Source organism: Pseudomonas shirazensis (assembly GCF_014268785.2).
Lineage (GTDB): Bacteria > Pseudomonadota > Gammaproteobacteria > Pseudomonadales > Pseudomonadaceae > Aquipseudomonas > Aquipseudomonas shirazensis.
Genome location: NZ_JABWRD020000001.1, coordinates 1,665,948 through 1,681,316 on the forward strand (window position 1 = coordinate 1,665,948; position 15,369 = coordinate 1,681,316).

The 15,369-nt window shown below is 61.5% G+C and carries 14 protein-coding genes and 1 pseudogene; 9 read left to right on the top strand and 6 right to left on the bottom strand.

Annotation, left to right across the window (positions count from 1 at the left end):
- Positions 1 to 1,161: a GGDEF domain-containing protein gene (locus HU736_RS07575; RefSeq protein ID WP_186698980.1), complete on the bottom strand. Its 1,161-nt coding sequence runs from the start codon at positions 1,159 to 1,161 to the stop codon at positions 1 to 3.
- Positions 1,162 to 1,404: 243 nt separating this feature from the next.
- Here HU736_RS07575 and HU736_RS07580 point away from each other — a divergent pair, with 243 nt between their 5' ends.
- The 3 genes from HU736_RS07580 to HU736_RS07590 all read left to right on the top strand — a co-directional run bounded on the left by HU736_RS07580 (position 1,405) and on the right by HU736_RS07590 (position 5,349).
- A complete protein-coding gene (locus HU736_RS07580) occupies positions 1,405 to 1,800 on the top strand; it encodes a bacteriocin (RefSeq protein ID WP_103437842.1) in 396 nt (131 codons plus the stop codon).
- Positions 1,801 to 2,002: 202 nt separating this feature from the next.
- Positions 2,003 to 3,832 carry an SLC13 family permease gene (locus tag HU736_RS07585; protein WP_186698978.1) on the top strand — a complete coding sequence of 610 codons (1,830 nt, stop codon included), beginning with the start codon at positions 2,003 to 2,005 and terminating at the stop codon, positions 3,830 to 3,832.
- Between the two features lie 104 nt (positions 3,833 to 3,936).
- Positions 3,937 to 5,349, top strand: a complete 1,413-nt coding sequence (locus tag HU736_RS07590) for a GGDEF domain-containing protein (protein WP_186698976.1) — start codon at positions 3,937 to 3,939, stop codon at positions 5,347 to 5,349.
- Positions 5,350 to 5,894: 545 nt separating this feature from the next.
- Here the strand turns inward: HU736_RS07590 and HU736_RS07595 are convergent.
- On the bottom strand, positions 5,895 to 6,248 hold the full coding sequence (locus HU736_RS07595; protein WP_186698974.1) for an SH3 domain-containing protein: 354 nt from the start codon (positions 6,246 to 6,248) through the stop codon (positions 5,895 to 5,897).
- A gap of 64 nt (positions 6,249 to 6,312) precedes the next feature.
- The gene (locus tag HU736_RS07600; protein WP_186698972.1) at positions 6,313 to 6,804 is read right to left on the bottom strand and encodes a GNAT family N-acetyltransferase; all 492 of its coding nucleotides are present in this window, start codon (positions 6,802 to 6,804) and stop codon (positions 6,313 to 6,315) included.
- A gap of 126 nt (positions 6,805 to 6,930) precedes the next feature.
- Here HU736_RS07600 and HU736_RS07605 point away from each other — a divergent pair, with 126 nt between their 5' ends.
- Positions 6,931 to 7,878, top strand: coding sequence for a LysR substrate-binding domain-containing protein (locus HU736_RS07605; RefSeq protein ID WP_186698969.1), 948 nt, complete (start codon positions 6,931 to 6,933; stop codon positions 7,876 to 7,878).
- 245 nt (positions 7,879 to 8,123) lie between these two features.
- Positions 8,124 to 8,327: a hypothetical protein gene (locus tag HU736_RS07610; RefSeq protein ID WP_224785525.1), complete on the top strand. Its 204-nt coding sequence runs from the start codon at positions 8,124 to 8,126 to the stop codon at positions 8,325 to 8,327.
- 11 nt (positions 8,328 to 8,338) lie between these two features.
- Here the strand turns inward: HU736_RS07610 and HU736_RS07615 are convergent, their stop codons facing one another.
- Entirely contained in the window at positions 8,339 to 8,653 is a 315-nt protein-coding gene (locus tag HU736_RS07615) for a hypothetical protein (protein ID WP_103438806.1), read from the bottom strand.
- A gap of 245 nt (positions 8,654 to 8,898) precedes the next feature.
- On the opposite strand from HU736_RS07615, the pseudogene HU736_RS07620 reads away from it, so the two are divergent.
- The 3 genes and pseudogenes from HU736_RS07620 to HU736_RS07630 form a co-directional block, all read left to right on the top strand.
- Positions 8,899 to 9,072, top strand: a pseudogene (locus tag HU736_RS07620) (sigma factor); the annotation flags it as partial.
- Positions 9,073 to 9,593: 521 nt separating this feature from the next.
- Positions 9,594 to 10,835: a DUF1835 domain-containing protein gene (locus HU736_RS07625; protein ID WP_186698965.1), complete on the top strand. Its 1,242-nt coding sequence runs from the start codon at positions 9,594 to 9,596 to the stop codon at positions 10,833 to 10,835.
- Positions 10,836 to 11,026: 191 nt separating this feature from the next.
- Positions 11,027 to 11,362 (top strand): hypothetical protein, encoded by a 336-nt coding sequence (locus HU736_RS07630; RefSeq protein WP_103437851.1) that lies wholly within the window; start codon positions 11,027 to 11,029, stop codon positions 11,360 to 11,362.
- Here HU736_RS07630 and HU736_RS07635 read toward each other — a convergent pair.
- Complete coding sequence (locus HU736_RS07635) at positions 11,352 to 12,956, bottom strand: ATP-binding response regulator (protein WP_186699308.1); 1,605 nt, start codon at positions 12,954 to 12,956, stop codon at positions 11,352 to 11,354. The two genes, HU736_RS07630 and HU736_RS07635, sit on opposite strands and share 11 nt — an antisense overlap.
- Before the next feature lie 122 nt (positions 12,957 to 13,078).
- Between HU736_RS07635 and HU736_RS07640 the strand changes: the two genes are divergently transcribed.
- Positions 13,079 to 13,681, top strand: a complete 603-nt coding sequence (locus tag HU736_RS07640; RefSeq protein WP_186698963.1) for a LuxR C-terminal-related transcriptional regulator — start codon at positions 13,079 to 13,081, stop codon at positions 13,679 to 13,681.
- A 21-nt stretch (positions 13,682 to 13,702) separates the two neighbouring features.
- Here HU736_RS07640 and HU736_RS07645 read toward each other — a convergent pair whose 3' ends face one another.
- Positions 13,703 to 15,253, bottom strand: coding sequence for a histidine kinase famiy protein (locus tag HU736_RS07645; RefSeq protein ID WP_225912991.1), 1,551 nt, complete (start codon positions 15,251 to 15,253; stop codon positions 13,703 to 13,705).
- Between the last annotated feature and the right edge of the window lie 116 nt (positions 15,254 to 15,369).

A 15,369-nucleotide genomic window follows, 5' to 3' on the forward strand; every position in this document is an offset into this window, starting at 1 on the left:
CTAGCAGGGGCCAGACACTGCTGCCATGTGCACGGTGTTACGCCCATCCGCCTTGGCTTGATACAGCGCCGCATCCGCTCGCCCGAGCAGCGCTGCCGCACTGTCATCAGGCCCGGGCACTGCGCACCACAGGCCGACGCTGAAGCGCAGCTCGATAGTGTCGTCAGCGAACTGCGCCGGGCTTTGTGCGATGGCCTGGCGCAAGCCCTGAAGTGCCGCCATCGCGCCCTCACGATCGGTATGTGGCAACAGCAGCAGGAATTCCTCCCCGCCATAACGCCCCAGGCTGTCAGCCGCACGCAGGCGCCGTTGTAGCTGGCGAACGCAGTGGCACAACACCTCATCCCCAGCCAGGTGGCCATACAGATCGTTGATCCGTTTGAAATGGTCGATATCGATCATAGCCACCGCCAGGTAATTGCCCTCATCACGTGCGCGCTCCAGCTCTTGGTCGAAACGCTGCAGGATGGCCCGCCGGTTGTAAGTTCCGGTCAGCACATCGTGCAGCGCCATGTGCTGCAAGCGCGACTCGCTGCGCTCTTTGGCCATCAGCACCAGGCCGAGCGAATACATCATCACCGTTAGCGTGCCGATCGCCACCGATACTGTCTGCTTGAGGTTGCTGATGTCGTAGCGCATATCGGCTGCCTCCCCAGCCAGCACCGCGATAACCCGCATGCCCAGGCCTACCAGGCTTATAGAAGCGCCGATCACCAACAGCAGATGCGCCCGACCGGGACGTTCGGCATGACGCCGCGCCCAATGCAGCAACAGCCCGCATTGAGCCATGAGCACCACGGTGGCCAGCAGCATGCGTGGCTCGAGCGTCTCCAGCAGAAGCAGCAGCCCGCCTAACATGCATAACGGAATGATGAAAATAACTCGCCACGGTACTTTCAGTTCACGCACCCGAAACAAGCTTGCCGAGTAGAACGCCAACGCCAGCGACAGCAGGCTGTTGCCCAAGGCATAGCTGACCCACAGCGGGGCCTGGGCATACAGCGTGTAGCAGATGTATGCGAGGGCGTGCGCGAGCAGGCCGCAGCCGGTCAGCAGCAGGTTGTCACGGCGGTTGTATTGACCCACCAGCAACAGACAGAACGCCATGATGGTGGCGACCAGCGCGACGGCGGCGAACAGTGTAGGGGTATGGGCGATCATGTTGGTTAACCAGGCAGCGGGTGGCCGTCTCACTGCGGCCTGAAGATAGTCTAGGGCGCCCTGCGCAAACCGGCCATGACCGAACGGGACAGATCAGCAGCCATCAAGCCCGAGCGTTCCCTCGCGTGACAAAAAATTCATTGTCGAAGAAACCAAATCGATCGAACCCGGTCCTACTGAGTACCCCGTAATCCCTTACGGATCAATGACCTGACTTAGCCACTTGTTTTGAGGTTCACCATTATGCGTCTGACTCTGCCTTCTCTCGCCTTGGGTCTGTTGCTGAGCCAAAGCGCTTTTGCCGGTGACGGCACTGCAGCTATCGGCGGCGGCCTCGGCGGCGTGCTCGGTAATGTGGTCGGTCAACAGATGGGCGGCCGCACCGGCGCAGCTATCGGCGCGGGCCTGGGCGGCGCAGCCGGTAGCGCCGTCGGCGCGCGCAAAGGCAATCGCACCGAGGCAGCGCTGGGCGGCGGCCTTGGTTCGGCAGGTGGCTCGCTGGTCGGTGGCGCCCTCGGCGGCTCGACCGGTTCGACCGTCGGCGCTGGCCTGGGCGGCGCAGCAGGTGGCGCTTTGGGTAACCACATGGGCGACAACGGCGGCAGCAAGAAGAAGCACAAGCGCCGCCATCGCCACTGATTGCAATCTCAGAAGGCCGGGGCCACGTTGCAGCCCCGGCAATCGCAAGCCGCCCTACCCTAACAACGCTTAGGCTGATCCCGCCCTGCGCCAGCACAGCGCGTCAAAAACCTGCATCACATCAACACCTCCATCACGCCAAACTGCCACACTGACTGCTACTGTCTTGTGTGCCCCCTGCGTGAAGGATCACTTCCTCGTCATGAACCCTGAGCTACTCATGGTGCTCGGCCTGCTGGCCGTGGTTATCCTGTTATTCATCCTCAACCGCCCACGCATGGACGTGGTTGCGTTGCTGGTCATCGTATTTCTGCCGCTGTCCGGCATCCTCACTGTCGAGCAAGCCCTGGCCGGCTTCAGCGATCCTAACGTGGTCCTTATCGCGGCGCTGTTCGTCATCGGCGAAGGCCTGGTGCGCACCGGCATTGCCTACCGCATCGGTGAATGGATGAGCGCCCGCGCAGGCAACAGCGAAGCGCGTCTGCTGGTCTTGCTGATGGTTTCAGTAGCCGGCCTGGGTTCGGTGATGAGCTCGACTGGAGTCGTCGCTATCTTTATCCCGGTGGTGCTGAGCATTGCCGCGCGGCTCGGCCTGGCACCCAGCCGACTGATGATGCCGTTGAGCTTTGCCGGTTTGATCAGCGGCATGCTCAGCCTGGTGGCCACGCCGCCCAACGTGGTTGTGCACAGCGAGCTGGTGCGTCATGGCGAGCAGGGCTTCGGCTTTTTCAGTTTTACCCCGTTCGGCCTGGTAGTGCTGGTGCTGGGCATCGGCTACATGCTGCTGACCCGACGCTGGCTCAACGGCGAAGTACGCAAGGATGGCCGCACCGAAAGCCGCCGCACGTTGCTCGACCTGGTGCTCGACTACAAGCTCAATGGCCGCGAACGGCGCTTGCGCATTCGCCCTGACTCACCGCTGGTGGGGCATACCCTGGGTGAACTGGAATTACGCACTCGCCACGGCGCCAACGTGATCGGTATCGAGCGCCAGCACAAGTTCACCACCCGGGTGATCAGCGCCGACTCCAACAGCGTTTTGCAACAGGGCGATGTGCTGCTACTCGATCTGTTCGCCAACCGCGATGATCTGCGCAGCCTGTGCCAATCGATGCGCCTTGAGCCGCTGCACTTCAAGGCGGCCTACTTCATCGATCAGTCGCAGGAACTGGGCATGGCCGAAGTTTCGCTGCCACCCGGCTCGCAGCTGATCGGCAAAAGCATTCTTGAGCTGACCTTCCGCAGCCGCTACGACCTCAACGTAGTCGGTCTGCGCCGCGAACAGGCCGCCATCGACGAGCAACTGGTGGAAGAAAAACTGCGCCAAGGCGATACCTTGCTGGTGGTCGGTCCCTGGAAAGCCGTGCGTCAGCTGCAAAGCCAGCCCAGGGATTTTCTGGTGCTGAGTCTGCCTGCCGAGATCGATCAGGTGGCGCCGGCACGAAGCCGCGCGCCATACGCCTTGATCAGCCTGGCGGTGATGGTTGGCTTGATGGTCAGCGGGCTGGTCCCCAACGTCATCGCCGCGCTGATCGGCTGCCTGCTGATGGGCGCCGGGCGCTGCATCGACATGAACAGCGCCTACCGCGCGATCCACTGGCAGAGCCTGGTGCTTATCGTCGGCATGTTGCCATTTGCCTTGGCCCTGCAGCAGACCGGCGGCATCGATCTGGCGGTCGGCGGCCTGGTCAGCCTGCTCGGCAATGCCGGGCCCAGCGCCATTCTTGCCTGCCTGTTCGCCGTGACTGCGATTATCGGCCTGTTCATCTCCAACACCGCCACCGCAGTACTGATGGCGCCAGTGGCGATCAGCACCGCCCATCAACTGGGCATGTCGCCCTACCCGTTCGCCATGACTGTTGCACTGGCAGCCTCGGCGGCGTTCATGACGCCGGTGTCTTCGCCGGTCAACACCTTGGTCCTGGGGCCTGGCCAATACCGCTTTGCTGACTTCGTCAAAGTGGGGGTGCCGTTCACCTTGCTGGTGATGCTGGTAACTGTGGTGATGGTGCCGTGGTTCTTTGGGCTCTAGTGAGGCAATTTGACAGCAGGCGGGCCGGCGAAACACACTGACACTAATGTCCCAGGTGCCTGCAGTCGTTGTCCTGGATCCGTCTATGCCAGCCGGTAGAACCCATGGTGTTTCCAGCACGCTCGCAGCTCTTGCCTTATGTTGTCCTGTTCAGCCTGACCCTGGCCCTTACCCTGGGCGGCATTCTCGCCCGCCCGATCGAGTCGTTGTCGCTGTTCTGGCCGGTCAATGCAGTGCTGGCAGGCGTCCTATTGCGCTATCCCCGCCAGGCAACTCCACTAGGCTTCGCCCTGGTGTGGCTGGCCATGGTGGCTGCCGACCTGGCCTGCGGGAGTAATTGGCAACCGGCGCTGTGGTTCAACCTGTGCAATCTGAGCGTGATCGTTACGGTTTGGCTGCTGCTGGTCCGCTTGCCGCGCCAGCACCGGCGCATGCGCAGCCCTCAGGGCGTGCTTTGCGTGTTTGCCGCGTGCGCCGCTGGCGCCATGGTGGCGGCAAGCATGGCCTGCCTGATGTCGGCACCGTGGTTTCAGGAGTCGATGCGCGCGACTTGGCTGGCCTGGTTCAGCGAACAGTTCTCCACCTGCATATTGATCGTGCCGGCCCTGCTGACCGCGCCCTCGCGGGGCGTGTTGCTGCATGGCGGCGGTAAGCCCATTCGCCTGGCACCGCTGCTGGTGCTGGTGGGTTCGTTGGCACTGAGCATCGTATTTGGCGGCCCTGGCGCGATTGCGTTCCCGATCGCCGCCTTGCTCTGGTGTGCCTGGACCTACTCACCCTTCCTTTTGTCGCTACTGGCGCTGATGGCGGGCAGCAGCTTGATCGTCGCCGTGGCGCAAAATCTCATGCACTTCAGCGTGCCGCAGAGCGTGCCGGGGGTGACCACGCTGATGTCGGCACGGCTGGGCATCGCCATGCTGGTATTGGGCCCTCTGGTAGTGGCCTGCGTAAGTAATGCCAACCGGAGTCTACTGGCGCGGCTTGAGCATCAGGCAACCATCGATCATCTGACCGGCGCCCTCACCCGCAGCGCCTTCACGCGTTTGGCCAATGCCCTGCTCGACAGCCGCCAGCAGCTTGATCAGGCCATGCCGCTGACCTTGATGATGCTCGATATTGATCACTTCAAGAGCATCAATGACCGCCATGGCCACGGTGTCGGCGACCAGGTGCTGCGCACCTTCGCCCATGCCCTGCAAGAGCAGCTGCGCGATGGCGAGCTGTTTGCCCGGTTGGGTGGCGAGGAGTTTGTCGTGATCTTGCCCGGGCTTGCGCCCGAGCATGCCCAGTTCACTGCCGAGCGCCTGCGCCGGGCAGTGCAGGACCTGCACCTGACCCACTCCGACCCGCGCCTGCAGATGACCGTCAGCATCGGTTTGGCAGGTTGTGCCGAGGGCGGCCCATCGCCTGCGCTGGACGCGCTGCTGGTATGCGCCGACAAGGCGCTGTATCGCGCCAAGGCACATGGCCGCAATTGCGTCGAGCTCGCCGAACAGGCGCTACGGCAGACCGTCTGAATCCAGGCCGATAATCGCTGCTCAAATTCTGCTCAATCTAACGCAGGCCGCTAACTACCTAACCTGCAGCGATTTATCCACAGACCTACCCACGTTTTCTGTGGACAGTTTTCCCAAGACAAAGAACGACTTATCGCACATACGACAACGTCGAGTCGGCTTGTAGGCCACTCGGCTATGGGTAGGTGCACAAGGGTGAGCGCCGCAGCTCTGGCCCGCCTGGGGAAGCAACGGGCCGGCAGCGAGGTATCGCCGGTCAAGGCGGCGGAATGGTGCCCAAAAGGCCGATACAGATTGTCAGCAGCAGAAAACCACCGAGGAACAGCGCAAGCTTGCCCATTGGAACCTCTACAGTGTGAACACGAATTGGCGTAGCTGGCCCGGGGCGGACCATCGCGGCACAAGTAGCTTGGCGTGCAACGGTCAGTCGATTGGGCTTGTGAGGTATTTTCCGCCTTCGGCTGATACGGTTACAGATGCAGGTTCGCGGAAAAAAAGCAGATCAGATGAGACCAGCAGCTGGCCGCAGGCACCTCTTCAACGCGTCACTCCAGCAATTGCAGCTTCTCGCGAGGCAGCCAGCCCAACTCACCATTGCCAGCACGGCGGCACCACAACCAGCCATTCATGGGCAGCAGGGCGAGCACCTGCTGCCCCGGATCAACATCCAGCTCATGCGCCGAGTAGTGCTCCAGCGCCCTGCCATGGGCGACGCCAACCCGCTCGATAAGCTGCGCCGGGATCCAGCCAGGCTCCTGCCCGGCGCAAGTGCACAGGTACCAGTCCAGCCAGCTCTCGTTACCCTCGTAACGCTGGCCGATCTCGAGCAGATCGCCCTTGGCGACCCGGATGGGTCGCGGGTATCCGGATCGATGCGCTTGGATAACAACGTACTTCACTTGCCTCTCCCTGGCTGAGTGCGCGTCGGGCCAACGCTGGCGCGCCCGAAATCATATAACTGCGTTACAACGCCATGATCATCTCGTGCCAGCTCATGCCACCGTGATCGGAGGGTGATGGCTGCACATAGCGATAGCCGAGTTTTTCGTACAGTGTGACGTGGCGCTGCTTGCACATCAGATGGATAGTCGCCTTGCCCCGCGCGCGCATCTGCTCGACGAAGTGCGCCATCAGCAGCCCGGCAAAGCCGCGCCCCTGCAGCGCCGGGTCTACCACCACCGACATGATCACCACATTGGCAGCGCGCGGATCATGCCCGACCAGCTCCTTGAAGGCCTCATCGGACATCACCACCTGCTCGGCGCAACCGCTGTTGATGAAACCAGCAATCTCGCCATCCAGTTCCAGAATCAGAAAGCCCTCTGGATACTGCTCGATGCGCATGGCTATTTTTTCCCGAGTGGCCGCCTCATCGCCCTCGTAGGCGCTGGTTTCGATCTGGTAGCAGCGCTCCACATCCTGCAAGCTGGCCTGGCGCAAGGTCGGCGTGGTCATCAAACTGTCCCCCATTTCGGTAAAGCCCGCCATGCTAGCGCAACTGCCGGCAAACTTGTTGCTCGCGGGACAGACTGACGCCAGAATCAGCCGATCAGCCCACACGCGCCGCAGGAAGCCGCCCCCATGAGCACCGCCAAGCGACGCACCGCGCCCAGCGTGATCAATCATCTGCTTGCCTTTGAGGCCGCTGCCCGGCTGGGCAGCTTCCGCGCCGCAGGCGAGGCGCTGAGCGTCACCCAGGGCGCAGTCGCCCAGCAAGTACGCACGCTGGAAGAGAAGCTCGGCATGGCCTTGTTCGAACGCCTGCCCCGCGGCCTGTGCACGACGCCCCAGGGCCGCGAGTACCTGCAGCGGGTGCAGCAGGCATTGCACATCATCGAAGACGCCACCACCGAGCTCCTCGCTCAAGGTGCCCCGGGCGATCCCCACCAGGTAGTGCTCAGCACCACGCCAGCTTTTGCCAGCCGCTGGTTGATCCCACGACTGGGCCGGCTGGCGGCCGCACATCCGCAGATCGCGCTGATGATCGATGCCTCCGACAGTACCCGGCCACTGACCGGCAAAGGCGCGGTGGACATGGCCGTGCGCTGGGGCACTGCCCCTTTCGCGGGCTGTCACGCGCGTCACCTGCTGGTGGGCCAGGCTCTGCCCGTGTGCGCGCCGTCACTACGTAACGCGGGTGACTGGCAGGTACCTGCTGATCTGGCCAGTGCACCGCTTGTTTCCGACAGCCACAACAACTGGAAGCGCTGGTTCGATCACTACGGCCAGCCAGGCACCCGGTTTACCGGCCCAGCATTCTCGCAAACCATTCTGGCGATAGAGGCTGCCGAGCAAGGCATGGGCATCGCCTTGGTGCCAGCACTGCTGGTAGCCAACGCCCTGCAGGCTGGCACGCTGGTACTGGCCTTGGCGGGCCATGAGTTACCCACCGGTGCGGGCTTCTACATACTTACTGGGGAAGCTGCGGCCGTTGGTTCGGCAGCCGCGTTGGTCACCCAATGGCTAGAGCAGGAGGCCGCCGAGCCGGGGCAATTGCAACAGGTCGTTTCACGGGAGCCGCGCAGTTAGGCGGTAGAGGCGCAGTAAGAAATTATTTCAGAGCGCAGACAAAAACCTTGGAAACACTGCACCGCTTGGCCTGCGAGCGCATTAAATACAAACGTTTCGAAATATCGGCACACACTCATCGTAGGACGACTCTGGTCGGCTTGTAGGATTAAACCTACAGCAGTGCAACACCTGTACGAAAACGCAGTTCCGGCTCCCAGAATGAGCTGATACGGTCGGCTCATTCCTACAACGGCAGGGACGCCATGAGCCAGAGAATCGAGATGGAAAACTACGACCAGTCCGCCCTAGCACTGCAGAAAAACCTACTCACCCTGCGTCAGCAGCGCGATCGTCAGCGCGCAGTCGGCAATCACACCGAAGCTGATCATCTGGACAAGCTGATTACAGGCATCGAGCAGACCTTCGCCCAGTTGCAGGACACCTTCAAGCCGACGACCCTGCAGTGATCTGAGCGGCCTCAGGCGTCGAATTTCTGCCGCACGACCCAGCTCAATGCCCAGCCGGCGAATGTGTAGAACGCGTCCAGATAAACCAGGCCTTTGTAATTGGGCAGCAGCCCACCCTGTGCCAGCAGTTCGGCCATGTCCGGCGTCGGCGGGCTCAGCAGGTAGTAGGCGTTGGGCAACAATGCCAACGCCAGCAGGATCAGATACGTCACGCCTGTGAACAATGACTCCCGCTCGGGCGATTGTGCGGCCAGGCGCATCCCGAAAAAGGCGACCACGCCCGCTACTGGCAAGACCCACAGATGGGATGGCATGCTGAAAAAGATCTCTGCAGCAAGACTGCGTGATTCCACGGTTGAAACTCCTTGTCAAAATGGGCAGGGCTTTTGCGGCGGCTGCATGACCGCCAAAAGGCCGGGATTGTTACAAGCGCGCAGACCAATTGCAAAGTCCGTACTGACTGAACGCGACCGCTCTCCCCACCCCCCCGCCGTGCCAGCCCCGGCGAAATCATTGCCAAATTTCTCGCAACAGCGTCTAATTGCAATTAGTTATCATTAGTGACCAAGCCATGTCTGCTGACGACCTTGCCCTTCGATGCGCCACCCAGGATCTCTACAGTAGCCACAGCGGCTGGCTGCTCGGCTGGCTGCGCCGGCGTCTGCAGTGTCACAGCGATGCCGCCGACCTGGTCCAGGATACGTTCGTACGGGTCATCAAGGGGCGCCGCGGCCCCGCAATGCGGTGATCAATGCCAAGTGGCGCTTCTGACAGTGACGCGGGAATTACACCGAGCTGTTGAACGTGGAGCGGCCTTGTGTCGCGAAAGGGTCGCGCAGCGGCCCCTGGATGTATGCCTCGCCGCAGGATCGCCGGGCCAGCTACGCTGGCCTTTCGCGACACAAGGCCGCTCCTACACCAGCTCGGCCCTGCAGACCGCCAAATTTCAGAACATCTGGTTGATCTGGTAAAGTGCCGCCGCCCAATATTTGGATCAAGCCGAACAGCATCAGGCCGGTGGCACTGGCTCAAGCTGAAGACTGCTCAGTAAGTAGCGTCTTGCTTGATAAAGCCCGGTTCGCCGGGCTTTTTTATGTGTGCCAACTCGCGATCAGGCTTTACCTCCGTGACGCCTGGCCGTTACAGTCGACGCCTGGGCGTGTGCTGCGCCTGCGGTCCGCGCGAAGGGGTTTCCCAGGCATGCGTTGTACATTGCCCATTCCAGCTCCCGGCTTGTCGGCGGACCGAGCCCTGTAAGGAGTTGGCATGCCCGCAATTAATGCTTCCCGCCATCATGGTCTTGTTGACCTGCCCTCGCTGCGCAAACGCGCCAAGCACTTACTCAAAGCACTCAAGAGCAATCAAGCCGAACAGGCCCGCGTACAGTTACGCACGATCGGTCTGCCGGGCCCTGACTACAAGCTTGCCGACACGCAGTGGCTGGTAGCGCGTGAAGCAGGTTTCCCCAGTTGGCCAAAGCTGATCGCACATGCCGACAGTGTCGCCTTCGCCGCCCGTCATCCAGACTTTGCTGCAAGCAACGAGGCCACCGTTCAGCACTGGCGCTGCGGCAACGATATCGAGCACAGCCTGCGAGTCGCTGGCTTCACGGGCACATTTCATATGTTCGATGACCCGATGGTCATGGGTCCTGTTCCGGCCCTGCCTGACGACGATTACTGGCAAGTGCGTGCAGCGTTCATTCAGCAGGCATTCGGCTTATCGCCACGTGATGCCCAGCAACGCCAAGCCTCACAACGCCAGGCCCTCGCGCAACTTGGCCACGATAGTGAATTGGTGCTGTGGTGCGAGGGCGACGCCTATGATCAGTTGTTTCTGATTCGGCTCCTGGCGAGTTTGGCTACGGTGCCGCGCAGGCTGGAACTGATCGAGATCAACCGCGTGCCGGGCATTGAGCGTTTCATTGGGCTGGGCCAGCTGGCGCCGGATGTGCTTGCATGGCTCTGGCCACAACGGCGCGCACTGGCTGCAGACGCCTTGGCGCTGGCACGGGAGGCATGGGCGGCCTACACCTCAGCCGACCCTGGCAACTGGGCGCGGATGGCAGGCCCGGTGCATCCGGCATTGCCGCTGCTCGGTCCCGCGCTGGCCAGGCAACTCCAGGAACTCCCGGGCGCCTCGGATGGCTTGAGTCTGACCCAGCGTCTGACCCTGCGGATACTGGCAGATCACGGAGCGTTGCCTGCCGGCAAAGTGTTCGCTCATTTGAGAAAGGACTATGAACCTCTGCCCTTTCTGGGGGATTTGATGTTCGCTACGCTGTTGCGTCCGCTCATCGATGCGCCGCAGCCACTGGTGCAGGAACAGCCGGGCGGTGAGTGGCAGCACCGTCTTGTTCGAATCACCGACCTGGGTGAGCGGGTATTACGAGGCACCGTGAATTGGCTCGACTGTGCCCCAGCTGAGCGCTGGGTTGGCGGCGTGCAGATCGTTGCTGAGCAAAAGCCATGGGTCGTCAGTGAACACGGGGACGTCTGGCGGCGTTGATTCAGCGATCAACGCGTTCCTGTTACCGCGGCCCTAAAGTGCCACTAGCACACTTGTGCTAATCGACCCCGCACCCACCTGGCGCTATATTCGCCAGCAACCCCAATGCTCCCCGCCAGCACGGCGAAATCGCCGTGCAAGGGATCGTTGCGCGTTGAAAAAACCAAAACATCCCCCAAGGAAGAAACGCCATGAAACTGCACGCTCCAGTCACCCGCCTCGCCCTGCTCGGCGCCCTGATGATCGGCGTTGCCGGTTGCAGCCATATGAAACCCACCGAAGACCATCTCAGAACGCTCTCGGAAACCAATATCGGTGAGACGGTCAAGCGCGTTTCCAATGTGCGCAGTGACTCCATGTCCACCTATTACATCGCCAGCACCGCTTCCGGTGACTACAACTGCTCCGTGCCCAGCGGTGCCAGTGGCGGAATGTTCGCCGTGGCCAGCTTCGGCATGATGAAACCCGCCGCCTACTGCCAGCCAAAAGGCGCCCGCGGTAATGGGTTGACCCCGTTCAACCAGTAAGCGGCCCCTGACTGAGCTCACGCAGAGCGCCCCGTAGTTCAGCGGGGCGCACTGGCTTGGACAGAATGGCGATCTGCCGATCGTGCAGGGCTGCCTGGATTCTCTCGAGATCATGCCCGGTCAGAATCAGCGCTGGCACCGCCACGCCGCGCTGCGCGCGCAGATGGTCGATGCATTCGATACCGGTGGCGTGGTTGCCCAGGTCATAGTCGGCGACGATGATGTCGCAATCGCTGACCAGATCATGCCCGCTCGACTCCGCCTGCACCGTGCAGCCCCAGCGCTCCAGCAATGCCTGGGTGGCGAGCAGCACGTTGTGGTCATCTTCCACCAGGCACACTTTCAAACCGGTCAACAGACCCGCCTGACGTGGATCGTCGCGCACTACGTGTTGCTCAGGGGCGGTCGCCAGCGGCAAGCCGCTGAGGCTGACCGAAGTGCCACGGCCCACCCGCGAGCGCAGCGTCACGTCCATGCCCATCAACAGCCCAAGGCGCTTGACGATAGACAAGCCCAGACCGACACCCTCAACGTCTTTATCGCGCAGCTGGCGAACGCGATAGAACTCCTCGAACACCCGCGACAGATGCTCCTCGGCAATCCCCTGCCCCTGGTCGTGGATCTCCACCACCAGGCCGCCGTGGCGCCGGCGCACGCCGACCAGTACAGGGCGCTGGCGGCCGTACTTGAAGCAGTTGGAGAGCACGTTCTGCACCATGGTCGCCAATAGTGCCGGGTCGACCCGCACCCAGTGTTTGCATGGCCGCAGGCGCAATTCGACCCCGGCCCAACGGGCGGCTTCGGAGTTCTGGCGGAGCAGCTCGGCGAGCAACTCGCCCAGGTGAGCTTCCTGATACTTGGGTAGCAAGCGGCCGTTGTCCAGGGTGTAGAGATCGAGAATGGAGCGGAACAATTGCGAGACGTTCAGCAGCGACCGGTCGATGTTATCTACCAGCCGCCGCTCTTCATCGCCCAGGCGTGCCTCACGCAGGCAGGCGGTGAACAGGCCGATGGAGTGAATGGGTTGGCGCAGATCATGGCTGGCCTGGGCCAGGAAGCGCGACTTTTCCAGGTTGGCGGCGATGGCCTCCTCGGAGGCCTTGCGCGTGCGCTCCAGCAGCAGGTGGGCGTAGACCGGAATCACCGTACTGGTGATCATCAGCATCAGCATCATGAAGGGCTGCGCCTGCCACAACGGATTCAGCCCGTACACGATCATCAGCGCCAGCAAGCCAAGGACGGTGGCAATCGCCAGATAGCGCGAACCATAGCGCATGCCGTTGCCCAGGTTGACCCAGACCATCACCGCATACAACGGCAACGCCGCCTCGCCGCCGATCACCAGGCCGAACGAGGTGCCGGTATAGTCGTGAATCATCCCGAAAACCCGCCGCGCCGGGTAATGCCCGGGCCAGCGCGCGATGACCTGACGAAGTACGATCGAGGCCAGCAGGAACACAACGATATAGAGCATCACCGGCACGTAGTGCGCCACCGACTGCCCTGGCAAGAAGCCAAGCACACCGATGTACACCATGGCGCAAAGGGCTACCACAATACGCAGGTTGGCTTGATCCAGTTCAGCGTCTTTCATGAACTTCACGGGCAACGTCCTTGTACGGTCATCGTCATGCTGGCACGCCGAGCAGGCAGGCCCTGAGCAGAGTGTTAAAGTACCACGCAGGCGCAACACCTGACCCCAGGGAGGGGCACTCCATGACATGCCGCATCATCATCGCTGACGACCACCCAATGTTTCGCGAGGGGATGCTGCGCACGGTGCAACGCTTGCTGCCCGAGGCTCAGGTAGAGCAGGCCGGCGATCTGGACACAGTGCTGAACATGCTCGAACGCGACAGCGACGTGGACACGCTGATCCTCGACCTGCGCTTCCCCGGCCTGACCTGCATCAGCCAACTGGGTGAGCTGCGCAAGCAGCTGCGGCGTACCACATTGATCGTGGTATCGATGGTCGATGACACGCTGTTGATCGAACAGGTGATGGCGATGGGAGCCGATGGCTTCATCGGCAAGAACATCGCGCCCGAAGAGATCGGCCAGGCGCTGCTCGCCATCCGCGAAGGCGAGGTGCTGGTCAAGTTCGCACCCTCAGGGCTATTACCTCTGGACACCAACACCCTCACTACGCGCCAGCAGGAAGTGTTGCGGCTGATCGCTCAAGGCAAGACCAACAAGGAAATCGCCAAGGCCCTGGATATTTCGCCGTTTACCGTGCGCATCCATGTATCCGGATTGCTGCGAACCCTCAACGTGCCATCGCGGGCAGCGGCAGCCGTCAAATACAGCGCATCCTTGTAAGTCAGCGCTGCCGGGACACTGTTACACGCCGCCCGGAGAATCCAGCACCATCCTCACCTTGCGGCCAAGTTCCTGCGGTAAGTACGGTTTGGATATCACTTCAAATTCAGAACCGCCAATGTCAGTTCGCTCGATCGAGCTCTCTGCATAGCCAGTGGTCAGCAGAACCTTCATCGACGGATGCTGCAACTGCACCTTGCGCGCCAGCGTCACGCCATTGATGCCACCCGGCATGATCAGGTCAGTGAACAGCAGGTCGAAGTGCAGCCCCTTCTCCAGGATCATCAACGCATCCTTGGCATCATTGGCCACCTGGGTCTCATAGCCCTGTTCTTCGAGGATCACCTGGGCCAGCTCGGCAACATCGGCGCGGTCTTCCACGATCAGGATGCGCTCATCACCGGTTTTGGACTTGAGCAGGCTCGCACGCTCCAAGGGGTGCAGCTCGCTGGCATCGGCGGGGAAGTAAAAGCGCACGGTAGTCCCTACGCCCTCTTCCGAGTAGATCTTGACTGCGCCACCGGACTGCTTGGCAAAGCCATACACCATCGACAGCCCAAGTCCGGTGCCCTTGCCCTCGTCCTTGGTGGTGAAGAACGGGTCCATCGCTCGACCGCGCACGGCCTCGGGCATGCCCTCACCGTTGTCGGTGACCGAGACGCAGACGTAATGTCCCGCATGCAGCCCTTCATAAGACGCTCGCGCATCTTCGGTCACGATGACGTTCTTGGTTTCAATATTGAGTGCCTGGTGCTCATCTCCAGCCATGGCATCGCGCGCATTGATGATGACGTTGAGCAAGGCGATCTGCGCCTGAGCCGGATCGATACGGCAGTTGTGCAATTCGTCATCCAGGCTGAGCGATACAGAGACACCATCGCCCAACGTCTGGTTGATCAACACCTGTGCGTCAGTGACGATCTGATTGATATTGATCACCCGCCCCTGCAGCGATTGCTTGCGCGAGAAGGCCAGCAATTGCTTGGTCAACGTATTGGCCCTTTCCACCGCCTCGGTGGCATTGGTCAGGCCCCTGACGATCTTGGCCAGATCGGGCTGCTCCTTCTCGGCAGCCAACTTGGCCAGGGAGACATAACCACCGATGACCTGCAGCAGGTTGTTGAAATCGTGCGCTATGCCGCCGGTCAACTGCCCCAATGCCTCCATCTTCTGCGACTGGCGCAATGCATCTTCCACATCTCGACGCCGGCTGACGTCCAGCTGGGATGCGAAAAAGTACTTGAGTTCACCGCTGTCGTTATAGATCGGCGAGATGAATAGCGCGTTCCAGAACGAACTACCGTCTTTACGGTAGTTCAGTACCTCGGTGGAGAAGTCATAGCGCTGAGCGACGGCCTGGCGGATCGCAGAGATCACTTCCTGATCCGTATCCTTGCCCTGCAGGAACCGGCAGTTGTGGCCGATCAACTCATCTTCGCCATAACCGGTCATTTCCTGAAAGGCCTGGTTGGCAAAGATGATGGGATTGTCCGGCTGGTTGGGGTCCGTGATGATCATCGGCATGCGCGTGCTTTCGACGGCGGCGAAGAAAATGTCCTTCGGATGGCCCATGACTTCAGCAGTGAATCGATTGTCTACTCTAATCCCACTGGGCGGCACTGCGGAGTCCTCTGCGAAGGTACGCTGGGGTCTGCAGATAACTGCGACCCGGAGTGGCGGCAGGGCCG